At 59.1% G+C, this 20826-nt stretch carries 16 protein-coding genes and 1 tRNA gene; 9 read left to right on the top strand and 8 right to left on the bottom strand.

The features are described 5' to 3' along the window. Positions 1–50: 50 nt before the first annotated feature. Entirely contained in the window at positions 51–971 is a 921-nt protein-coding gene (locus tag FKG95_RS02710) for a LysR substrate-binding domain-containing protein (protein ID WP_142894757.1), read from the bottom strand. A 537-nt stretch (positions 972–1508) separates the two neighbouring features. Between FKG95_RS02710 and FKG95_RS02705 the strand changes: the two genes are divergently transcribed. From FKG95_RS02705 to FKG95_RS02690, 4 genes are all read left to right on the top strand, one after another. Beyond that, complete coding sequence (locus FKG95_RS02705; RefSeq protein ID WP_142894756.1) at positions 1509–1970, top strand: YtoQ family protein; 462 nt, start codon at positions 1509–1511, stop codon at positions 1968–1970. 115 nt (positions 1971–2085) lie between these two features. Further along, a complete protein-coding gene (locus FKG95_RS02700; protein WP_142894755.1) occupies positions 2086–2682 on the top strand; it encodes a class III lanthionine synthetase LanKC N-terminal domain-containing protein in 597 nt (198 codons plus the stop codon). Between the two features lie 401 nt (positions 2683–3083). Further along, positions 3084–5963: a hybrid sensor histidine kinase/response regulator gene (locus tag FKG95_RS02695; protein ID WP_142894754.1), complete on the top strand. Its 2880-nt coding sequence runs from the start codon at positions 3084–3086 to the stop codon at positions 5961–5963. 134 nt (positions 5964–6097) lie between these two features. Continuing rightward, entirely contained in the window at positions 6098–6769 is a 672-nt protein-coding gene (locus FKG95_RS02690) for a Fe2+-dependent dioxygenase (RefSeq protein WP_142894753.1), read from the top strand. 607 nt (positions 6770–7376) lie between these two features. Here FKG95_RS02690 and FKG95_RS02685 read toward each other — a convergent pair. Both FKG95_RS02685 and FKG95_RS29505 read right to left on the bottom strand, forming a co-directional pair. After that, positions 7377–7451 (bottom strand) — tRNA-Gln (locus FKG95_RS02685). Positions 7452–7651: 200 nt separating this feature from the next. Beyond that, the gene (locus tag FKG95_RS29505; protein WP_179953896.1) at positions 7652–8458 is read right to left on the bottom strand and encodes a hypothetical protein; all 807 of its coding nucleotides are present in this window, start codon (positions 8456–8458) and stop codon (positions 7652–7654) included. Between the two features lie 34 nt (positions 8459–8492). On the opposite strand from FKG95_RS29505, the gene FKG95_RS29500 reads away from it, so the two are divergent. Next, the gene (locus FKG95_RS29500; RefSeq protein WP_179953895.1) at positions 8493–9194 is read left to right on the top strand and encodes a peptidoglycan-binding domain-containing protein; all 702 of its coding nucleotides are present in this window, start codon (positions 8493–8495) and stop codon (positions 9192–9194) included. A gap of 9 nt (positions 9195–9203) precedes the next feature. On the opposite strand, the gene FKG95_RS02675 is transcribed toward FKG95_RS29500, so the two are convergent. The 3 genes from FKG95_RS02675 to FKG95_RS02665 all read right to left on the bottom strand — a co-directional run bounded on the left by FKG95_RS02675 (position 9204) and on the right by FKG95_RS02665 (position 14356). Continuing rightward, on the bottom strand, positions 9204–10070 hold the full coding sequence (locus FKG95_RS02675) for a 4-(cytidine 5'-diphospho)-2-C-methyl-D-erythritol kinase (RefSeq protein WP_142894751.1): 867 nt from the start codon (positions 10068–10070) through the stop codon (positions 9204–9206). A 158-nt stretch (positions 10071–10228) separates the two neighbouring features. After that, positions 10229–11983: a tetratricopeptide repeat protein gene (locus tag FKG95_RS02670; RefSeq protein WP_179953894.1), complete on the bottom strand. Its 1755-nt coding sequence runs from the start codon at positions 11981–11983 to the stop codon at positions 10229–10231. 711 nt (positions 11984–12694) lie between these two features. After that, positions 12695–14356 carry an electron transfer flavoprotein-ubiquinone oxidoreductase gene (locus tag FKG95_RS02665; RefSeq protein WP_142894749.1) on the bottom strand — a complete coding sequence of 554 codons (1662 nt, stop codon included), beginning with the start codon at positions 14354–14356 and terminating at the stop codon, positions 12695–12697. A 356-nt stretch (positions 14357–14712) separates the two neighbouring features. Between FKG95_RS02665 and FKG95_RS02660 the strand changes: the two genes are divergently transcribed. The 3 genes from FKG95_RS02660 to moaB all read left to right on the top strand — a co-directional run bounded on the left by FKG95_RS02660 (position 14713) and on the right by moaB (position 18277). Then, positions 14713–15618: a uracil-DNA glycosylase gene (locus FKG95_RS02660; RefSeq protein ID WP_142894748.1), complete on the top strand. Its 906-nt coding sequence runs from the start codon at positions 14713–14715 to the stop codon at positions 15616–15618. A gap of 131 nt (positions 15619–15749) precedes the next feature. Further along, positions 15750–17726: a lytic transglycosylase domain-containing protein gene (locus FKG95_RS02655; RefSeq protein WP_142894747.1), complete on the top strand. Its 1977-nt coding sequence runs from the start codon at positions 15750–15752 to the stop codon at positions 17724–17726. Between the two features lie 5 nt (positions 17727–17731). Further along, positions 17732–18277, top strand: coding sequence for a molybdenum cofactor biosynthesis protein B (moaB, locus tag FKG95_RS02650; protein WP_142894746.1), 546 nt, complete (start codon positions 17732–17734; stop codon positions 18275–18277). Here the strand turns inward: moaB and FKG95_RS02645 are convergent. Together FKG95_RS02645 and FKG95_RS02640 are read right to left on the bottom strand one after the other, a co-directional pair. Beyond that, positions 18267–18881, bottom strand: coding sequence for a TIGR04282 family arsenosugar biosynthesis glycosyltransferase (locus FKG95_RS02645; protein ID WP_142894745.1), 615 nt, complete (start codon positions 18879–18881; stop codon positions 18267–18269). The genes moaB and FKG95_RS02645 overlap by 11 nt on opposite strands. Before the next feature lie 6 nt (positions 18882–18887). Continuing rightward, positions 18888–19574 (bottom strand): TIGR04283 family arsenosugar biosynthesis glycosyltransferase, encoded by a 687-nt coding sequence (locus FKG95_RS02640; protein ID WP_142894744.1) that lies wholly within the window; start codon positions 19572–19574, stop codon positions 18888–18890. A 130-nt stretch (positions 19575–19704) separates the two neighbouring features. Here FKG95_RS02640 and FKG95_RS02635 point away from each other — a divergent pair, with 130 nt between their 5' ends. After that, positions 19705–20790 carry an aminoglycoside phosphotransferase family protein gene (locus tag FKG95_RS02635; RefSeq protein WP_179953893.1) on the top strand — a complete coding sequence of 362 codons (1086 nt, stop codon included), beginning with the start codon at positions 19705–19707 and terminating at the stop codon, positions 20788–20790. Positions 20791–20826: the final 36 nt, after the last annotated feature.

Genomic DNA, 20826 nt, shown 5'->3' with positions numbered 1-20826 from the left:
CCGCGTTCAAAAGCCCCTCGCTCAGAACCGGGGCGCTCAAAAGCCGGGCGTTAAAAAGCCTTTGCACCGAGGACAGCGCCGGAGCTGACCTGCTGGCCGATCATTTCCGCAAAGGCGTGGAAGTCGGTTTTGCGCCGCGCACTGCGGCGCCAGAGCAGCCCGATTTGCCGGCTCGGCTGCGGATCCTCGAAACGGCGGAACGCGAGGCCGCTGTCGGCCCGCAGCTCAATCTCCAGGGCGAGAGACGGCATCAGGGTCACACCCAAGCCATTGGCGACCATTTGCACCAGGGTATTCAGGCTGGTGGCACTGAAGTCCGCCACGTTTGAGGATCCGTGCGCCGCGCAGATCTGAAGCGCCTGATCGCGCAAGCAATGGCCATCATCCAACAAAAGAAGCGGTCGCTCGGCTACCTCGGTCTCTTTGATCCTGCGGCGTCGCACCAGAGGATCGCCGACCGGCATGGCGAGCACAAAAGGGTCGTCAAACAAGGGATAGCTCTGCAGGTCGTCGCCTGTGATCGGCAGCGCCAGAAGAGCCAGGTCAATCTCGCCGGCCCGCAGATGTGCAACCAGATCGGCGGTTTTCTCCTCGCGCAAATAGAGTTCCATCCTGGGAAACTCCGTCCTGACTCGCGGCAGAAGCGCCGGCAGGACGTAGGGTCCGACAGTGGGAATGACTCCGAGCCTCATCGCGCCGGTCAGCGGGGCCGCCTGTTCACGCACCGACTCTTTCAGCAACTCCATTTCCGTCAGAACACCGCGCGCCCGCTGCACGACATCGCGTCCGATCGCGGTCAGCAGGACCTTCCGCTGACTGCGTTCCAGCAATTGCGCGCCAAGTCCGGCCTCAAGCTGCTGGATTTGTGCGCTCAAAGCCGGCTGCGACACGTTGCAGGCCTCCGACGCGCGGCGAAAATGCAGGTGATCCGCGACGGCAACCAGATACTCGAGCTGACGAAAAGACACCATTGATAACTTTTTCCTATCAATTTTCCAACTGAACTGTATTGGAGATTATATTTAGAATGATTATAATTCAATATAACAGATGCTTTGCCGGCATAAGCGGCGCCGACAGCCGCGAGACAGCAAGGCAGGACCCTTGGAGGAGACAGTCGGCCTCATGCGGAATGTTCATGAGGCGGACATCGCTGAAGATGAAAGCACCGCGAACATACAGGGGCTTTTGATCAACGACGCTTCCGTCGCGGAAGACCCTGCATCCCAAGGCCTCGGTTTGAGACCCTCATAACTCTCTTCAACCGAGGTCGCCTGCGGCAGTGACCTGAACCCACCGCTGCCGCAGGCTGACGCCGCCTTCGATGCATTGTGCATGGGAGGCGGCGTTCTATCTAGCCTCCCATGACGGGATATGCCAGCCCGAGGTGCTTGGCGACCAAAGATCCCCGAGCAGGCTTGCGCGGCTTCCATGATGCGGAATGCCCCTTGCGGCCGACGTCTTTCCCGCCTACTTCAGCACAGGAATCCCCCAGCAAGGAAAAACTTATGGCCGACCAACGCATCTGGACCGTTTACCTGTCCGGCGAGATCCACACTGACTGGCGTGACCAAATCACCAAGGGTGTCGAGGAAGCCGGCCTGCCGGTCGAACTGGTATCCCCGGTCACCGATCATGCCAGCAGCGATGACTGCGGCGCGGATATTTTGGGGGCCGAGGATTCTTCCTTCTGGCACGATCATAAAGGCGCAAAGGTGAACGCGATGCGGACGCGAACCCTGCTTGAGAGCGCAGACATCGCTGTCATCCGCTTTGGCGACAAATATAAGCAATGGAACGCCGCCTTCGACGCCGGTTTTGCCGCTGCACAGTCGATCCCCTACGTCACCCTTCACGACCCCGCGCTGAACCACGCCCTGAAAGAGGTCGACGGCGCCGCCATGGCGGTTGCGGAACAGCCGGAGCAGGTCGTTCGCCTTTTGCGGTATGTCATTCGCGGCGAGCTGTAGCGAACTGAACCGGGAAAGTTTCGACTGAATAGTTACCTCGCCAACGGCACCATCATCGAAGTGAGAGCAAGTAAGAAACCCCAACTTCCGACCTGCTTTGCAAAGGAATTGAGTGATGACAAAACTCATGGGCGTGCCAGACAACCAATACTCTCCAGGGGTAGGGTGGAGAATATGGGGATTCGCCACCCAAGCAATGAAGCGTCAGGGCTGGAAGCTCCACGTATTCATTGGCTCAAAGGCGCAAGCTCAGCAAACGCTCAACCTCGCGATGCCGATCCTGCGGGCGAAGGACGTCAATCATAAGTTCTGGGCGAGCGACGACCCAATCCTCAATGACGAGGACGAAAATCAGGGCAAATGGTTCGCCATTTATCCGTCGTCGAATGTCGAAGCGCTGGAAGTCGCCAGTGAGCTGGAACAGGCGCTTCAGGCCGGAGGCGTCACACCGCTGAACAGTGAGCTGACGGGCGAGATAAAAGTCGATAAGGGATATGTCTACTCCCGATACGGACCCTACGGTCACGACGCGATGATAACGTCGGAGGGCACGACAGCCCAAGACGCACGCGGCATAAAGGCCCACCCGGGCTGGGTCGAGAACATCTGGTTACAGTACAAGGCGCTGACCCAACCGGGCTCCAGGATCGCAGTCACCCTGCCTTCCGATTTTATGGCCGAGTTCCCCGCTGCGCGCTCCCGGAGAGGCTAGCATCGCCAGGTCGAGAAATGGATTTAGATCATGAGCGGTCCTAATCCGGCACTTTTCAGCATAGTTTAAGCACATCAAGTATTTAAGCTGAAACACTTCTCGTAATCAGATGTCTAGAGCAGATCCTGTTTAGCTAGGTTGAGGCCTCCTATTCCTTGATGGTCTTGATCGTGTTTTGGCAGGCTTTCTAGAGCGCGTCATGTTTTAACGGAAACACTCTGCGTTTTCGCTAAAACATGTGAACCCGCTCTACATCATATATTTAGAGCAGATTCACCGGTACGACGGATCGCCCAAGGCGATTCCATCTAAACCGGATCTGCTCTAGTCAACTCCATAAATCTTTATTTACCTACCAATGGTTACAATCCCGGCTTAAAGCTCTCCAAGGAGGTCGGGCGATGACCCGCGAAAGTAGCGAACCGGTCTCCGGTAAAGCTCTAAAAACCGGATTCTGGACTTTGCGCAAGGCATTGTTTTGCCTAGCGCTTTTGTTATCGCTTGGGGCCATCGCCAATGAAATCTGGCTGATCAAGACATACCAGCACTTTGCCCTCAGCACGCTGAATGATGCGCAGGAAGACACCGTCCGCGCTGCGATCGACGACCGTATCCGCATGGGGTATCTGGAGAGAGTCCGGCCCTTTGTGAGCGATTTCGCGCGCAATCCCGAGCTCATCAGGGCGATCAGGGAACAGGACACCAACAAGATCATCAAAACCGCGAATGCCGTCCACTTTGTGCCGATGTTCAGGCTGGAACGGTTGCGCCTGTTAAACGTCGTCATCCATACGACCGAACTGAAGCCTCTGGGCTCATCTCTGGAGGGCGGGAGTGATACAATCGCCTCGCGTCCAGGCGCAGTGCGCCTGATCCTCGAGCGGCCAAAAGCCGAGCAACGCAAGCCGACGGGATATTATTGGAATACGGACAGTGGCCGGCCCGTACACAGTCTCATCGTGCCCATAGGCGGTTTCAAGGTTCGGGCTTTCGCCGAGTTCGTCGTAGATCCCAGATATCTGCTCAGCGGCCTTGGTAAACACCTGGCCGGTCACTTTACGTTCCGGGACATGCGCGGCTATCCGCTGATCAGAGAAGACATCGAGACTCCAACAGCAAAAGCGAACGGACAAGAGGATAGCAGCGCTCTCACTCCAGACGCCGATCCAAGCCGAGACGACATGAATTTCGTCACCGTGACCCTGAGAGACTCCCAGGGAAAAGACTGGGCGGTCGCCGAGTTCGGACGGGACATCAGCGCTTTCAACGGCAACGTCTCCTCGCTCACCTCCTTTACCCTCCAATTGACCGTGACCGCGCTTTTGCTGGCCTGGACCTTAGGGTGGTACATGCTGCACAGGTCAATCTTTACGAAGATAAAGCAGATCTCCTCCGCCCTCTTTGCAATCAGCAACGAGCGCACCGAAATCGAAATCCCGAGAACCGGCCGCGACGAACTCTTCACCATCGCCACAGCCCTGTCGGTCTTGCGCGACAAGACCAAAGCAGCGATCACGACCCGCTATGACCTGGCGATCGCCAAGAATGCCGCCGAGGACGCCAGCAGAGCGAAATCGGAGTTCCTGGCGACCATGAGTCATGAGATCAGGACACCCATGAATGGTGTTCTGGGAATGACCGGCCTTCTCCTCGAGAGCGACCTGAACGACGAACAGCGCCAGCAGGCTGAAACGATCAATCGCTCCGGAGAGGCTCTGCTCAGCATTATCAACGACATCCTGGACGTCTCGAAAATCGAAGCCGGTAAACTGGAGCTCGAAGCCATCGACTTCGATTTGCTGACAACCGTCGAATCGACTCTCGAACTGCTGTCGGCCCGCGCCCATGCCAAGGGCGTCGAGATTGCGTCCTTCATCGCACCCGATGTACCAATCGCCCTGGTGGGCGACCCCGGACGCCTGCGCCAGGTTCTGCTGAATCTTGCAGGCAATGCGATCAAATTTACCAACGAAGGCGGCGTCAGTCTGGAGGTCTCCTTCAAGAATGCCTCTGAAAACGCCGTCGAACTCCTCTTCGAGCTGCGCGACACCGGTATTGGAATTTCAAAGGACAGTCTGCCGCAGCTCTTTGACAAGTTCACTCAGGCCGACACCTCCATGACCCGGCGCTTCGGTGGAACGGGGCTCGGACTGGCCATCTGTAAGGAACTGGTCTCGATGATGTCCGGCGAGATCGGTGCGGAGAGCGAGCCCGGCTCCGGCAGTCTTTTCTGGTTCTCGGTCCGGTTGAAGCGTCAAACCGGAAAGGGAAAGGACACCAGAACAAAAGCCGCATCGCTGCTTGCCGGGCGCCGCATCCTCGCTGTCGATGACAATGAAGTAAACCGGCTTGTTTTCGAAAAGCAATTCGCGGCCTTGAGGATCGACGGGGAAATCACCGCAGATGCTGAAACGGCTCTGAAACGACTCAATGATTCAGCAGACTCGAGCGGTTTTGATGCGATCATCATAGATCATATGATGCCGGATATTGACGGCGTGGAGCTGGCGAGACGCATTCGCGATATCCCTGAATACCGTTCAACCAAACTCGTCCTCTCCTCGTCATCGGGAGAAATCGTGACGGACTCACGCGCCCGCGAACTCGGATTCGACGCTGCCATGCCGAAACCCCTCGGCTTCGGTGCCATGACGAGTTGCATCGGGGCTTTGTTTGGCGGGCCGGAGCAGCCCGACACACTGCCATCACTCGACAGCAAGACCGATGTATCGAGTTCGAACAGCCTGCGCGTCCTTATCGTCGAAGACAACCAGGTCAATCTGCTGCTCGCCACCACCATTCTGACCAAGGCGGGTCACAGGACGGACGGCGCCAACAATGGATTGGAGGCCTTGTCGGCGATCCGCAGCCGGCCTTATGACGTGATCCTGATGGACATGATGATGCCGGAGATGGATGGCCTGGACGCAACGCGGGCGATCCGAAAGCTGAGCGGTTCCCGCTCTGAAGTTCCTATCATTGCCATGACCGCCAATGCCATGAAGGGCGATCGGGAAAAGTGCCTGCAGGCCGGCATGAACGATTACCTCTCAAAACCGATCGACAAGGCCAAGCTGTTCGAGAAGATTGAGCACTGGTGCGGCGATCGCGACAGGGGCCACAAGACTATGGGCGCGCGCGCCGAAGCAGGTGATTTCGACAGCGGCGCTGGGAACGCCGCCGCAGACAGCACCAGCGATCTGACGGCAGATGCCAAGAATACCCTGGAAAACCTTCATGCCTCTCTCGACGATCTGGAAAAGAACATAAAAGCCGGGTGAACCGGTGTCCGACCGTTCCGAAACGCAAGGAAGACTGACAGCTATCCGAAACCGTGCAGGCTTCGGTCAATATCCTTGGGACAACCTCCGGCATTGATGTACCTTCCTCTCCGATCAATAGGGAGAGGATCTGAATGGTTGCGATCATCAAGAGTATTTTGGACGAGCAGCAGGTTAAATCCACACTGCAGCAAATGGCTTCAGTTCCTTTTGTCGATGGACGTATGAGCGCCGGCCCTCTGGGTCAGGACATCAAGCGCAACACGCAAATGTCGAACAGCCACGCTGCCTACAAGCCGCTGGTCCAGACAGTAATGAACCAGATTTCGGCCAACGCGGAATTTAACGTGGCCGCAATTCCCAAACGTATTCTCCCGCCCATATTCAGCATCTATGACAAGGACATGCACTATGGCTCGCACGTGGATGCGTCCTTGATGGGGCCTTACCCCGGCATGCGCACGGACCTCTCCATGACGATCTTTTTAAGCGACCCGCAGAGCTACAAGGGCGGAGAGCTGGTGATGGAGACAGTCTTTGGCGAGCAGCAGTACAAATTGAAGGCAGGCGACGCGGTCGTCTATCCGACTCACTACGTCCACCACGTCAATCCGGTGCGCTCGGGACGGCGGGCCGCCGTCGTCACCTGGATCGAATCCATGGTTCGCGATCCGGCGAAACGCGAAATTCTGGGCGAACTCGCAGAAGTCACCAAATGGATTGCGGAGACCCATCCCGAGTCCGATCAGTTCAAAATCGCCGAGAAGAGCCGCCTGAACCTGCTACGCATGTGGGCCGACACCTAGAAAAGGACGAATTGGCCTGGCGACCGCGGGTCTGGGAGATGGCGACTCTCGTCACCGAAGAGTAAGGCCACTGTAAGAAAACTGAAGCGGGGCAGGTTTAGGGTGTGCATATCGCTGTCCACCAGCGCTTCAGTGCCGCGGACCGGAGTGATGAAATTAAGGTAGCTCCGGCACCCGCCGCACAGAAAAGCCCGATCAATTTGCAGTCCGCGACACCACCCCCCGTACTGTCGCGGACTGCGTTTTTTTGCCGATAGATCAGATCAAGTTTGGATGAAATCGCCGAAGGCGATGCATCGTGCTTATGAAGCTGATCTATCTATAAGAATTAGAGCGAATCTGCGCCACCCGATGACCGCCGGCTTCCAGCTATTGCATCAGCAGCTCGTTACTAGAGCGCGTCATGTTTTAACGGAAACACTCTGTGTTTTCGCTAAAACATGTGAACCCGCTCTACATCTTATAATAAGAGCAGATTCACCGGTGCGACGGATCGCCGAAGGCGATTCCATCTAAACCGGATCTGCTCTAGGTGAAACGGGCGTTTCCTTGCCGTAATCGCAAAGGCGCGCGGTATCTAAGCGGAAGCATGTGAGAAAGGTGAGATTGGCTGGGGCGGCAGGATTCGAACCTGCGCATGGCGATACCAAAAACCGCTGCCTTACCGCTTGGCTACGCCCCATCTGGCCAACTCGCGGTCAAAATAACGATGAAGTTCACCTTCCGCAACGCTCGTTTCAGCAAAAATCCCGCATTTTAACCATCAATTGAAGCTCTTAACGATAAAGTCCGGGCAGCCGTGTCGTCTGCAGGTGAAATTCGGCCTCCCGTTAGGTACCGGAAGGTTGTATTTCGCCTCAAGCATTGCCCAGATGCGGCGGACTATGCTTCACTACAAGCGGATATCACATTGATTCGGCGAGATATGAGCGAGCCATCAGACAAGCCCGCCAAAGAAACAAAGACAAACACGACCGACTCCGCATCCGATGCCAAGACCGGCGAGACCACACCAAAAACTTCAAAAAGTGAGGTGACCGGGACGGCTGACGAAACGCGGAAGACAGCGGACACTTCAAGCGCGTCTGAAAGCAGCCTGGACATTCCGTCATCCAAAGGCACGTTGCCACGCAGCGACACCAAAACCGCGTCGAAAGCAAAGGCCCAGTCCGCGCGAGGTTCCAAAGCGAAAAGCACCGAAAAGGGCCTGTTCGAAGCACCTGATCCTTCCAAAGAGCCGGAAAAACAATCAATCGCGCCAAAAATCGGCGACAAATCACCTCTCGCCGGCTCAGCGCCTGCAGAGAACAAAGCCAAGAAGCCACTGGCCGGATCTTTTGTAAAACCGGCGGCCAATGTCACCGGCAAGAAGCAGGATTCAAAAACCAAGGCGAGCGCCGAGGTTTCAAAATCCAATGAGCGCGAGAAAGAGGATAAAAAGACCGACGCCGCTTCCGCGACACGCGGGAAAGCCCCCAACGACAAAAAATCCGAAGGGAAAAAAGCGGCCGGAAAAAATGGGACAGGAAAAAGTGCGGTAGGGAAAAAGTCGGAAGACGTAACGTCAAAAGCTTCTTCGGACGGAAAGAAGCCCGCGGTCGGGTCAAAGCAAAAACCGGGCACACGAATAACCTCCGGCGGAGATCCGACGATAGAGCGCAAGGCGGCTCTGACCACCACGACGCCCATTCGCAAGCGCAAGTCGGATGGCGGCGGTTCAGCTGTGCTGATCGCCTTGCTGGTTGTCGCGGTTGCGGCCGGCTATTACTTCTTCACACAGTATGGCGGACTGGATGCCTTTAAAGGGGACGAAGCTCCAGTTGTCGCGTCGTCCGAGACCGACAACACGGAAAGCCCGGAGGGTAGCGGTGCCGACGCCGCAACGGCCACGGCGCCATCGGCCGAGACGCCTGATGCCAAAGATGCAGTGGACTCAGATACCGCCGTTTCAAATGAAGCAAGCAGAGCCGGGAACGCCGGCGGGCAGGCGCCAGCGCCGGAAACCGTAACGCCAGGCACGGCTGGACCGCAAACGACCACGCCGGAAACGACAGCAGAAAGCGGAGCTGATTCGAATGCCGGCGAAACGCCGAACGTTCAAGTAGAGGACGCGGCAAAAGCTGAGGCTCCGCAATCGGATTCAACACAGGTGCAAACGGCAAACCTGCCGCCGGAAGCACCTGAGCCCCCTATTGCCGCACCGGATGTCCCCATCGTCTTGAACGATGCGACCTTGAAGGAAATCGAGGAATTGCTGGTACGTCTGCAAATCGATCCGGGTCCAGCAGACGGCGTTATCGACAATCAGACCACGACGGCGATCCGGCTGTACCAGGAGATCGCAGGCCTGCCGGTTGATGGAAAGGCGTCCCCAGACCTTCTGATAGAACTGCGGGAAGTGGTTGAGCTTCTGTCCAACGAGTAGCCGCGGAGCTTACGTCACCTTGCCATCCGCCACCCACCAGGCAGGTTCTGCCGTCTGAACGGCCGCTGCAGCTGCCGCGGCGGCTTCAGCCGTCTTGAAGAGGCCGAAGCAGCTTGCGCCACTGCCCGACATGCGCGCAAGAAGGCAGCCGGGCGCCCGTCCCAGCTCTTCTATACAGGCCGCGATCTGCGGCACCAAAGACATCGCAGGTGCCTCCAGATCGTTGTCACTCGCCGAAAGCGCGGCAATCAGGGCTTCCCTGCTGCCGCCGCTTTTGTAGCTTTTAGACGGGTCCCTGGCTGCTGAGAAGCGGTCATCCAGCGCCGCAAAGACCCTGGGGGTCGGGAGAGCGATGCCCGGATTGACGAGCACAATCCAGAAAGGCGGAAGTTTTTCAAGGACTTCAATCGCTTCGCCAATACCCGTCAGATAACAGGCGGATCCCTTCAGGCAAACAGGGACATCGGCGCCAAGCGTCAATCCGATCCGCAAGAGTTCGCTGTGATCGAGCGTAAGACCCCAGAGCCGGGAAAGGCCTGTAAGAGCTGCCGCCGCATCAGCGGACCCGCCGCCGAGACCTGCCGCAACCGGGAGATTTTTCGTCAGCCCGATCCGGGCGCCCTGCGCAACACCGGCAGCGGCCCGAAGAGCTTCGGCGGCCCGCATCACCAGATTATCCTCCGGCGATAGCTCCTCCAAAACATCCGCTCGAGGCCCATCGATCTCCAGTGTCAGATCCGAAGCCGGCTCAAACGTCAGGAGATCGCCGATGGCAGGGAAGACAACCAGGCTGTCGAGCTCATGATAGCCGTCGGGCCGGCGCCCGGTGACCCTAAGGTCCAGGTTGACCTTTGCCGCGGCAAGGCAGGTGATCATAATTTACCAACTCGGCACTAGAGCGCATCATATAGTTAGAGCAGATTCACCGGTACGACGGATCGCCGAAGGCGATTCCATCTAAACCGGATCTGCTCTGGGGCACCTCATACCGGGGACCATGCGAGAGACGCGTCCCCGGTCATCCGCGCAAAAGGTCAGATGTCGTTGGAGGCATTCAGGCCGCGGGTGACCTTGCTCTGCAATTCCGGAATCTGGTCCTCTTCAGGCTTCAGACTGAGAGCCCGGCGCCATTGGAACCTGGCTTCCTTCTGCCGTCCAACGCGCCAGTAGGCATCGCCGAGGTGGTCGTTGATGACCGAATCCTGCGGCCGCAGCTCCACGGCTTGCTCGAGGTATTTCACGGCTTCCTCGTACTGGCCCATGCGGTAGAGGACCCAGCCCAAGCTGTCGACGATGTAGCCGTCCTGCGGCCGCAACTCAACGGCGCGTACCAGCATTTTCTTGGCTTCGGCAAAATTCTGTTTTTGCTCGACCCAGGAATAGGCCAGGTAATTCATGACGAAAGGCTGTTCCGGCTCCAGCTCCAGAGCCTTGAGGAAGTCCGCTTCGGCCCGGGGCCAGTTCTTCGAACGTTCAAGCGCGATCCCGCGGAAGTACAGAAGCGTCCAATGCTGTGCCTCCAGATCGCCAAGCCGGTTGGCGGCGCGGTCATAAGCCTTCACAGCCTCGACAAAGTTTTCTTCACCGCGCAGGAGATTGCCCAGACGGAACAGAGGTTCGAAACGCTCCGGCTGGTAGGACGCCAGGGACTCAAGTTCGTTGACCGCATCGTCAACCCGTCCCAGACGCTCCAGTTCCTCGGCGATACGCAGCCGCGTGGTCCAGGAGAAGGGCGAATCCTTCGGAACATCGCGATAGACCGCGATGGCTTCGGCACCGCGCTCCTGTGACTGGAGCACCTCACCCAGCAGCACATTTGCGACCAGGAAGTCCGGCTTCAAGCGAAGGGCCTGATGCACATGCACCAGGGCGGCATCTTCCGCCCGTTCCTGTGAGAGAAGCCCGGCGATGTTGAAGAGAACCTCGGCGATACCGTCGGCAGCGCCGGTTACCTCGGGCTTGGCGGCGGCACCGCTGTCGAGCTGCGCCAGGATCGGTTCCATCAAGGTCGAATTGGGGCGCCTGTCGATAAAATTCTGGTACAGGGCCCGCGCTTGTTCCTGCTTGCCCGCACGCTCGTAGAAATTACCCACCAGCCAGACCAGGCGCAGGGTCGGGTCGCCGACAGTTGCCAGAATGTCCTGGTATGCGGCTTCTGCCTCGTCCTGGGCGCCCATGACATCATTGATAAGAGCGACATGGAGCCTGTAGAGGACACTGAAACCCTTGTTCTCCCTGAGCGCCCCGAGCTGCGCAAGCGCCGCCTCCCGGTCGCCGCGCGCCACATGGGTCCAGGCCTGGATCATGGGACCGGTCAGGGTGTTCAGGCCGCGCGCAGGCAGATCCGCGATAATCTGATCCGCACGCGCCCAATCCTCTTGCTCGGCGGCATCCACTGCCAGCACCAGGTTGGCGATACCGTGGGTCGGCTCCAGCTCAACCAGGCTCTGAGCAAGTTCGGTCGCTTTCTTGTGCCGGCCGTCTGCCGCCGTCAGCGCAAAGCTCCGGCGCAGAAGCTGGGGATTTTTCGGATCGAAGCGCAGTGCATAAAGCATAAAGTCGGTCGCTGCCGACACATCGCGCTCATAACCCGCAACGATGCCGGCCAGATAAGCGCCGTAGGGCGACACGAATGGCGACTGAGTCAGCGCGTCCTGACCAGATCCGGAGTTTGCCGCCAGGATGATGCGATTTGAGGCCGTGTTGCCCTGAGGCTCGGCTTGAGACTGTGATGCCTCGCCACCGGCACAGGCCGCCGCGACAAAGCCCATGGCAGCAACCTGCAACATACGGCTGACCCGCGACTTGGCAGATCGCTTGGTTTTTGCACCTCTGTTCACGGCAAACCTCGCATTGGATTTGGAATGGGCACCGGGCTCCGTCTCTCCGCAGACGTGACGGTCTGAGGATGCCTGCGCGCCAGGGCGTAAATCAAATAGGTATCGCGTCAAATCGCTCTCCTAAGATAACAGACGAGGAGTGTACCTGAGACTCGCCATCCGCCACAACGGCCCAGAATCCAAGGGCTGCGCGGTAACCATACCGTCCAAAAACCCCGAATTCAGGCCTTTAACCACAATTCCGCCCGCTCCGGCTGGACTTTTCGCGAATACCGGCGTTGGCCTGAAAAAACCGGTCTTTTTTCCGGAAACAAGGTTAAGAGATCAGGAATATCAGACAATATTGAGGCAAAGACGGTTAATCTCGAAATTGTGATCTGTTCCCTGAAAAATATAGGAGAAGGTCGAAAAATTTCGAGTCCGAGCCCCTATTGTTTTAACGAAGAGTGTTAATTTAACCACGGGTCTTAAGGTTAATGCCGGAAATCGTCTTGACGGCTTGTTTTGCAAGTCTGCGATCTCAGATTCGACGTCGGCTTGGAACAGGAAATCACGTTGGAACAGGAAATCACGGGCGGGACCGGCAGAGACAAAAAGAGCGCAGATGACCCGCATCAACGCTCTTTCTGATTTTGAGTATATTCAGATCACCGCAGGCGGCTACATATTGGGATAGTTCGGGCCCCCGCCGCCCTCCGGAGTGACCCAGTTGATATTCTGGGTCGGGTCCTTGATATCGCAGGTTTTACAGTGCACGCAGTTCTGGGCGTTGATCTGCAGGCGCGGGTTGGAACCGTCATCCTCGCGCACGATCTCGTAGACCCCGGCCGGGCAGAAGCGCTGTTCCGGCGCATCGTAGAGGGCAAGGTTGTGCGCGACCGGCACCGATGCGTCCTTCAGCGTCAAGTGAACCGGCTGATCTTCCTCGTGGTTCGTGTTGGAAATGAACACCGAAGACAGGCGGTCGAAAGACACGACACCGTCGGGCTTGGGATACTCGATCTTGGGCATCTCGGACGCCGGACGCAGGCATTCGTGATCGGCATGCTTGTAGTGGAAGGTCCAGGGCGCCTTGCCGCCCAGAACCTTCAAATCCAGGCCCCCGTAGATCATGGAGCCATAAAGGCCCCATTTGTTGAAGGCCGGCCGGAAATTGCGGGCTTTGTAGAGTTCCTCGTAGACCCAGGATCCCTCGAACTTGGTTACGTAGCTGTCGAGAACCGGGGCCGAAGCCTCCTCCCCGCCCACTGCCGTCAAGGCTTCGAAAGCCGCTTCCGCGGCCAGCATGCCGCTCTTCATGGCGTTGTGGCTGCCTTTGATCTTCGGCACGTTCAGGAAACCGGCGGAGCAGCCGATCAAAGCGCCACCGGGGAACACAAGACGCGGCAGGGACTGAAGCCCCCCCTCGTTCAGCGCCCGTGCACCGTAGGAAATGCGTTTCCCGCCCTCCAGCATGCTGCGGATCGCCGGGTGGGTCTTGAAGCGCTGGAATTCCTCGAAGGGCGAAAGATGGGGGTTATCGTAGTCGAGACCGACGACATAACCCACATAAGCCTGATTGTCTTCCAGGTGGTAGATGAAGGAGCCGCCCCAGGTGCTGTTGTTCATCGGCCATCCCGCCGTGTGAACGATGCTGCCTTGCTTATGCTTCTCGGGGTCCAGTTGCCAGAGTTCCTTGAGGCCGATCCCGTAGGTTTGCGGGTCGGAATCAGCCTGCAGATCGAAGCGTTCGAAAAGGGTTTTGGTCAGGGATCCGCGGCAACCTTCGCCGAAGAGGGTGTATTTGCCGTGCAGCTCCATGCCCTGCTGGTAACCGGCTTTCTGCTCACCGTCGCGTCCGACACCCATGTCGCCGGTCGCGACACCCTTCACCCGTCCGTTCTCGTGGCAAACCACCTCTGCGGCCGCGAACCCGGGGTAGATCTCCACCCCAAGCGCTTCGGCCTGTTCCCCCAGCCAACGGCAGACATTGCCGAGCGAGACGATGTAGTTCCCATTGTTATGAAGCTGCGGCGGCAGGAGACTGACGGGAATCGAGGTCTTGCCCTTCTCGGACAGGATCATGAACTTCTCTTCGACGACCGGGACATTCAACGGCGCGCCCAGTTCCTTCCAGTCCGGAAGCAGTTCGTCCAGCGCGCGCGGTTCCAGTACGGCCCCCGAGAGAATATGCGCGCCGACTTCGGAGCCTTTCTCCAGCACGCAAACCGAAATCTCCCGGCCGGATTCAGCCGACAACTGACGGAGCTTGATCGCCGCCGACAATCCGGCGGGGCCGGCGCCTACGATGACAACGTCATACTCCATGAACTCACGTTCCATTAACCCGATCCTCCGTAGCGCAGGTCCGAGGGCGCACCACCTTCGCCAACCTGCCTGTTACCACCTCGCCATCACCATGGCGGCTGCACACATCACACATTACGTCACTTTATTGACGTATACGTCAACTTAGAACATCGCCAGGCTCGGAGTTCCGTCCACCAGTCTCCAAGGGCGCAAGACCTGCGTTTCGCCCGAGACTTTTCAGTTCGAAGTCCCCGAGCACAAGCATTTTTATCTTTATCCTAATGCTGGTCCCGCAAATTCCAGCCGGCAAGACGTCCCATAGTAAAGAAATTCGATATTCTCCAAGACTCCGCGTTTCGGAACGCGCCATGTTTTGTTAGTTTCACGCCATGGTCAGAATTCCAGATCCAGATTCTCCGATAAACCAGGACGCCCTGGCCGCGCTCCAGTGGCTTGTCGACGCGGGTGCTGACGAGGCTATCGGAGACGAGGCACCTGACCGGACCGCGGTCCAGGCGATCCGGAGAACGGAGAAACAGGCCGTTTCGCCGCAGGTGACTTCATCCGGAGGCCAGAGCGACAGTCACCCGGGCCGCTTCCAGGAGGCTCCCCAGCCTCCCCTCTGGCAACCCAGCGCCGGCAATCTCTCTTCGGCCGAAGATACCCTGGTGACTGCGCGGAAACAGGCCCGCGAAGCCACGACCGTAGATGAACTGAGGGCCGCTGTTGCGTCGTTCGAGGGCTGCCCCCTCAAAAAGACAGCGATGAACCTCTGTTTTGCAGACGGCAATCCTGAAGCCCGTATCATGTTCATCGGGGAAGCGCCGGGCGCGCAGGAGGATCGCCAGGGGCTTCCCTTCGTCGGCGCCAGCGGTCAATTGCTGGACCGGATGCTGTCTTACATCGGCCTGGACCGGACCTCGGTCTACATCACCAACCTGCTGTTCTGGCGGCCACCGGGCAACCGGACCCCGACTGCGGGCGAAATTGCCTCCTGCCTGCCCTTCGTCGAACGCCATGTGGAACTGGTCAATCCCAGCCATATCGTGCTGGTGGGGGGCATTTCGGCCAAGACTCTGCTGGACCGCCGGGAGGGTATCCTCAAATTGCGCGGACAGTGGGGTCATTATCGCCCCGCCGGCCTGGAGCGGCCGATTCCGGCGCTCGCAACCCTGCATCCGGCCTATTTGCTGCGCCAACCGGCTCAAAAGCGCCTGGCATGGCGGGACCTGCTGTCGCTCGCGCAGGCCCTGGAGTCGGGTGAAGATCCTGTCGTCTCCGATTCGGGGCCGTAGCTCGGCCCGGTCAACCTGGAGACAGTAACCTTAACACCTTCTTTAGCCATATAGTTTAAGCCGTTTATTGCAGTCTCGCGCTGCATTGATTAACCTTGAGCGGTATCTCCGGGGGTCTCTTGAATCTGTCTGTGAATCCTTGCGTTTCGACGCTTCGCCGCGCCGGCGTCGCCGCTGGCTCATTTTTGGCCAAGGGCAAGAGCGTTCCAATCGCCGCGCTGTTGGTCTTTGGCGCACCGCTGATTTCTCCAGACTCATCGCTATCCTCTGCACCCCAGGCCCTCGCGGCCGAACGGTTGGAGGGGCATGCGGCGAAGCAACCCGTCGTTCAGACGGCCGCGGCTGCGAAACAAGCGCCGATCCCGGCCAAGGCGCAAACCGCGCCGAAAGTGCTTTCTGAGACTGACGCCCAGCTCTACCGCGACATTTTCGCTTTGCAGAAGGCGGGAAAATGGCGGAAAGCGGACAAAAAGATCGCCCGACTCGGTGACCAACGTCTCATGGGCCACCTTCTCGCCCAGCGCTATCTGCACCCCACCGCCTATCGCTCGAAGTACAAAGAGCTGAGCGCCTGGTTGAAAGCCTATGCGGATCATCCGCAGGCTCCTCGGCTTTATAAGCTTGCGCTGAAGCGCCGCCCTAAGAACTACCGGATGCCGACGCGCCCGGAAATTCGCAAGGCCGGCCCGCGCATCGCAGAGGCAAGTGTCACGACCGCGAAGCCGAAAAAACGATTCTACAAGCTGCCCAGCAAGAAGCTCAGCAAAGCAAATCGCCGGGCAGCAAACAGCCTGAAGCGGCAAATCCACAGAAACGCCCTGCGCACCCGTCTCAGCGTGACGGAGAAACTTCTGTCCGGCAAAAAGGCGAAGCGCCTGCTCCATCGGGCTGAGATCGATGACGGCTATAGCAAAATAGCTGCCGCCTGGTTCTATTACGGCAACGACCAGAGAGCCTATAATCTGGCAAGTTCCGCCGCCGCACGCTCCCGGAAGTACGTCCCCATTGCCGACTGGATCGCCGGTCTGGCGGCCTGGCGGCTGGGTGATCTGGAAAAGGCCGGTGAGCACTTCGCGCGTCTGGCGACCGCGGAACGCGCATCGGGTTGGAATAAAGCCTCCGGCGCCTATTGGGCCGCGCGGGTCAGTCTGAAGCTGCGCAAGCCCGCCGAAATGAGCCACTGGCTGAACATCGCGGCGCGCTACCCGCGGACTTTTTACGGATTGCTGGCGAGAGGCGCACTGGGGCTGAACCTGGAATTCACCTCGCACCTGACCGAAATCGACAGCACTGAGCTGGAGAAGCTGCAGAGCATCCCCGAGGGAGCGAGGGCCCTCGCCCTGGCCCAGGTCGGCCGCTGGAGCGACGCCCAGGACGAACTCCTGCGTCTGGTCAAAGCCAACGACCCGAACCTGACCGACGAGCTTCTCACGCTCTCCGAATTGGTCGGCATGCCGAACCTGGCCTATAAGCTGGGTTCGCAACTCGCCCGCCGTCAGCCGTCGGGTATGGACAATGATACGATCGACGCCGCACTCTACCCGATCCCGCCCTGGAGCCCCCAAGGCGGCTTTAAGCTGGACCGGGCCCTGATTTACGCGGTGATGCGTCAGGAATCCTCCTTTAATCCGCGCGCAAAAAGCCCGGACGGGGCCAGAGGCTTGCTGCAGCTGATGCCGGCAACCGCCGGCTATATCGCAAAGCAGAGCTTCCGCGGCAAAAGGAAGCGGCAGCTCTATGAGCCGACCCTGAACATGAAGCTCGGGCAGAGCTACATCAGGTACCTGCTGAAGCACAATTTCGTGCAGGGCGATCTCTTCCGCCTGACCACGGCATACAATGGCGGCCCAGGGAATCTCAACAAATGGCAGCGTAAAATGGAGTTCAATGACGACCCGCTGCTCTTCATTGAAAGCCTGCCGTCGCGCGAGACCCGCCTCTTCGTGGAACGGGTGCTGGCAAACCTCTGGATTTACCGGACCCGGCTTGGCCAGGCGACACCGTCACTCGAAGCCATTGCCGCGGGCGACTGGCCGCAGTATGAATCCCTCGACAACAACCGTACGAGGGTGGCCAGCAGCGGTGGAGATCCCCGCAGCGGCCGGTAAAAGCTATGGCGCGCATCGACGAATCACTCCCCTTTCTCCCCGTCAACATCGCGGTTCTCACTGTCTCGGACAGCCGTACTCTGGAGGACGATAAGTCCGGCCGGGTGCTCTGCGAGATGATCGAAGCCGACAATCACAAGGTCGCCAGCCGCGAAATCATTCGCGACGACTACGACGTGATCGTCGCAAAGCTGCGCGGTTACAGCGCAGACCCCGGGATCGATGTGGTCATCACCACCGGAGGAACCGGGGTGACCGGACGCGACACCACGCCGGAGGCCATGAAGGCGGTCCTGGAGAAGGAAATCGAAGGTTTCGGCGAGCTCTTCCGTTGGCTGAGCTACCAAAAGATCGGTACCTCGACGATCCAGAGCCGGGCGCTTGGCGGTGTGACCGATGGAACTTATATGTTCGCACTGCCCGGCTCGCCAGGGGCCTGTAAGGACGGTTGGGGCGATATCCTGAAGTTCCAGCTCGACTCCCGGCACCGTCCCTGCAATCTGGTTGAGCTAATGCCACGGCTGAAAGAGCACCTCAAGGCTACCGGCTGACAGCCCGCCGGTAGCGGTCGAGATCCGCGCCGGAATCGATATCGTCAAGCTGCTCCAGCAGGCCGTAAGACGCCCCGCGTAACCCGGAAAGGGTGTCGCTAAGGGTCTGCGGGCTGGACCAGCGCACCTGATCGAACGGCAGCGGCATGCGCAGACGGGGTCGCCGGGCGGCGCCGACCAGCCAGTAACCGCCATCCGCAGCCGGCCCGAACACCCAGCTTTTCCTGCCAAGCACGCGAAAGGCTCGGGTCAGGTGTCTCGGCTCGATTCCGGGAATGTCCGAGCCGATGATAACGACCGGACCGCGCGGAAGCCGCCGCAAAAACCGTCCCATTCTTTGTCCAAGATCGCCCCGGCCTTGCGGAACGACAGACACCTCGCGCGGAACACCGGCGACTTTAGAGACGGCCTGATCCGGCGTGATGGCCAAGCAAACCTGCCACCTGCGGTCGCGACCCAGGCGTCGCAAGAGTGCCTTGAGCGTATTTCGGTAAAATCGCCAGGCCGCGAGATCCCCGACATCGCGGGCCAGGCGACGCTTGCCCACACCGACCTGCGGCAGGCGGCCCATAACCACCAGGGTTCCGAGACTTCGGCGAGCCATCGCCTGTCAGTAGAGCCGGGTGAGCAGCCGCGGCGGCGTGCCGAGGCTGAAGAGCGCCAAGAGAGCGACATTGCGGATAGGCCGCAGCCACCAGCCATCCCGGCGATAGCGTACTGCCGATGTCGTGGCCGTCGCCGGCAGACAGCAAATCCGGCGCCGCCCGATCCGCCGCACCAAATCGACGTCTTCCATGAGCGGAAAGGGCCTGAAACCGCCAAGCTGCTTGTAGAAATCCCGGCTGATCAGCAGGCCCTGATCGCCGTAAGGCAGGCCCAGAACCCGGTTGCGCCAGTGGGTGATGCGCTCGACCCTGCGTGCGCGCGGATCAGGATCGTCCAGCGCGAAGCGAAAAACCGCAGCATGATCGCGATTTGCGGGATCTTCGATGAAGGCTGCAACGATCTGGTGCCATGCCGCATCGAGCCGCGTATCCGCATGCAGAAACAAGAACCACTCCGCAGTGGCCTGAGCGCCCCCTACCGAGAGTTGACCGCCCCGGCTCGCCGGCGCCTCAATCACTTTGGCGCCCAGTGTTTCGGCGACCTCCCGCGTGCCATCCTTCGAGCCGCCATCCACCACGATCACTTCATGGATGAGTGACCCTCCCTCCGTGTTTTTCAACGCCGAAGCAGTCCGCGGCAGGACAGCACGCGAATTGTATGTCGGGATCACAATTGAGAGAGATGCGGTCATTCCGCCTTTGTCACATAGCCATTGCCGGTGCTTCGGCTTTATCTTGCCGGGCGCGGCTTGTCCACCCACGCAGGTTTGCGCGAAGCAAAACCAAAGTCAGATTACCAGCAGCGTCAGAATTCGGAAAGTCATGAGCGTTATAGCAAACCTGTCCGCCCTCCTCGCCACGCTTCAGGAAATCGAAGGCTTCGCCAGCACCGCGCTGGAGGAACTCCAACCGCTTGAGGTCAAGGGACTCGCCCATGATCATGTGGAGGTGAAGGGCCGAAATCTGCTGCTGCGGGTGCCCAAGCAAAGCCAGTTCGCCATGGCGGCTGCGGAAAACCTCAATTATCAGGCGGCCTGTTTCCGTCGGGTCGGCCAGAGCGGCCACGCCCCCAGCCTCAAGGCGGTCATCGCCCCCAGTGAGTCCGTTCCCATGGGCGCACTCCTGGTCGAACAGATCAACGGCCGCCCGCCCTCCCTGCCCCAGGACCTGGGCGCCCTCGCGGAGTGCATGGCGCGGGTCCATGCCCTCCCGGTGCCAGGCAAAACTCAAAGACCGCCGCTTGGGGATCACGCGAACCCTGTGGCCGGTGCCATGAAGGAAATCGAACAGCAGGCCGAATTTCTGGACGAAGCCGCTCTCAGCAGTGAGTCCCGGCAGGAGATCGAAGCCGAGCTCGCCTGGGCCCGGCCCTTCGCGGCGGAAACCCAGGGACAATCGCAACCTCAAACTCTGGTTCTGACCGACACTCACCCTGGAAATTTCCTGATCGATCCAGAGGGGCGCGCCATCATCGTGGACCTCGAGAAAGCGCTCTACGGTTCTCCGGCGACGGACCTCGCCCACGCGACGATTTACTCTTCGACGACCTGGGACACAGATGTATATGCGGATCTGTCCATCGATGAGGTTGCAGGCTTTTACCGGCGCTATCTGGAGACAGTTCCAGAAGAGCTCGCGGAAACGCTACGTCCCTGGATGCTGCCGCTGCGGCGCATCACTATGCTGCGGGCGGTCACCTGGTGTGCGAAATGGCGGGTCGTGCAAAGCCGGAGCAAAACCGAGAACAAGCATTCGGCTGCTTCGACCGAGGATTGGTCGGCTGAAAACAACACATCGGACCTGATCGCCCATGTCGCAGGGCGTGTTGATGAATACCTGCAAGCGAAAACCCTGCGGCGCATGCGCGCCGAATGGTTGGGGCCGGCTTCCTTGCGCGCTTTTTTCTAGCCCGGGCCTAACACTTCCTAGTATCCCGAGTCTGAA

Origin of the sequence: Denitrobaculum tricleocarpae, assembly GCF_007004665.1 — a bacterium.
GTDB classification, from domain to species: Bacteria; Pseudomonadota; Alphaproteobacteria; order Kiloniellales; family Kiloniellaceae; genus Denitrobaculum; species Denitrobaculum tricleocarpae.
Note: the sequence above shows the minus strand (reverse complement) of the source record. Positions and strands in the feature narration are given on the sequence as shown.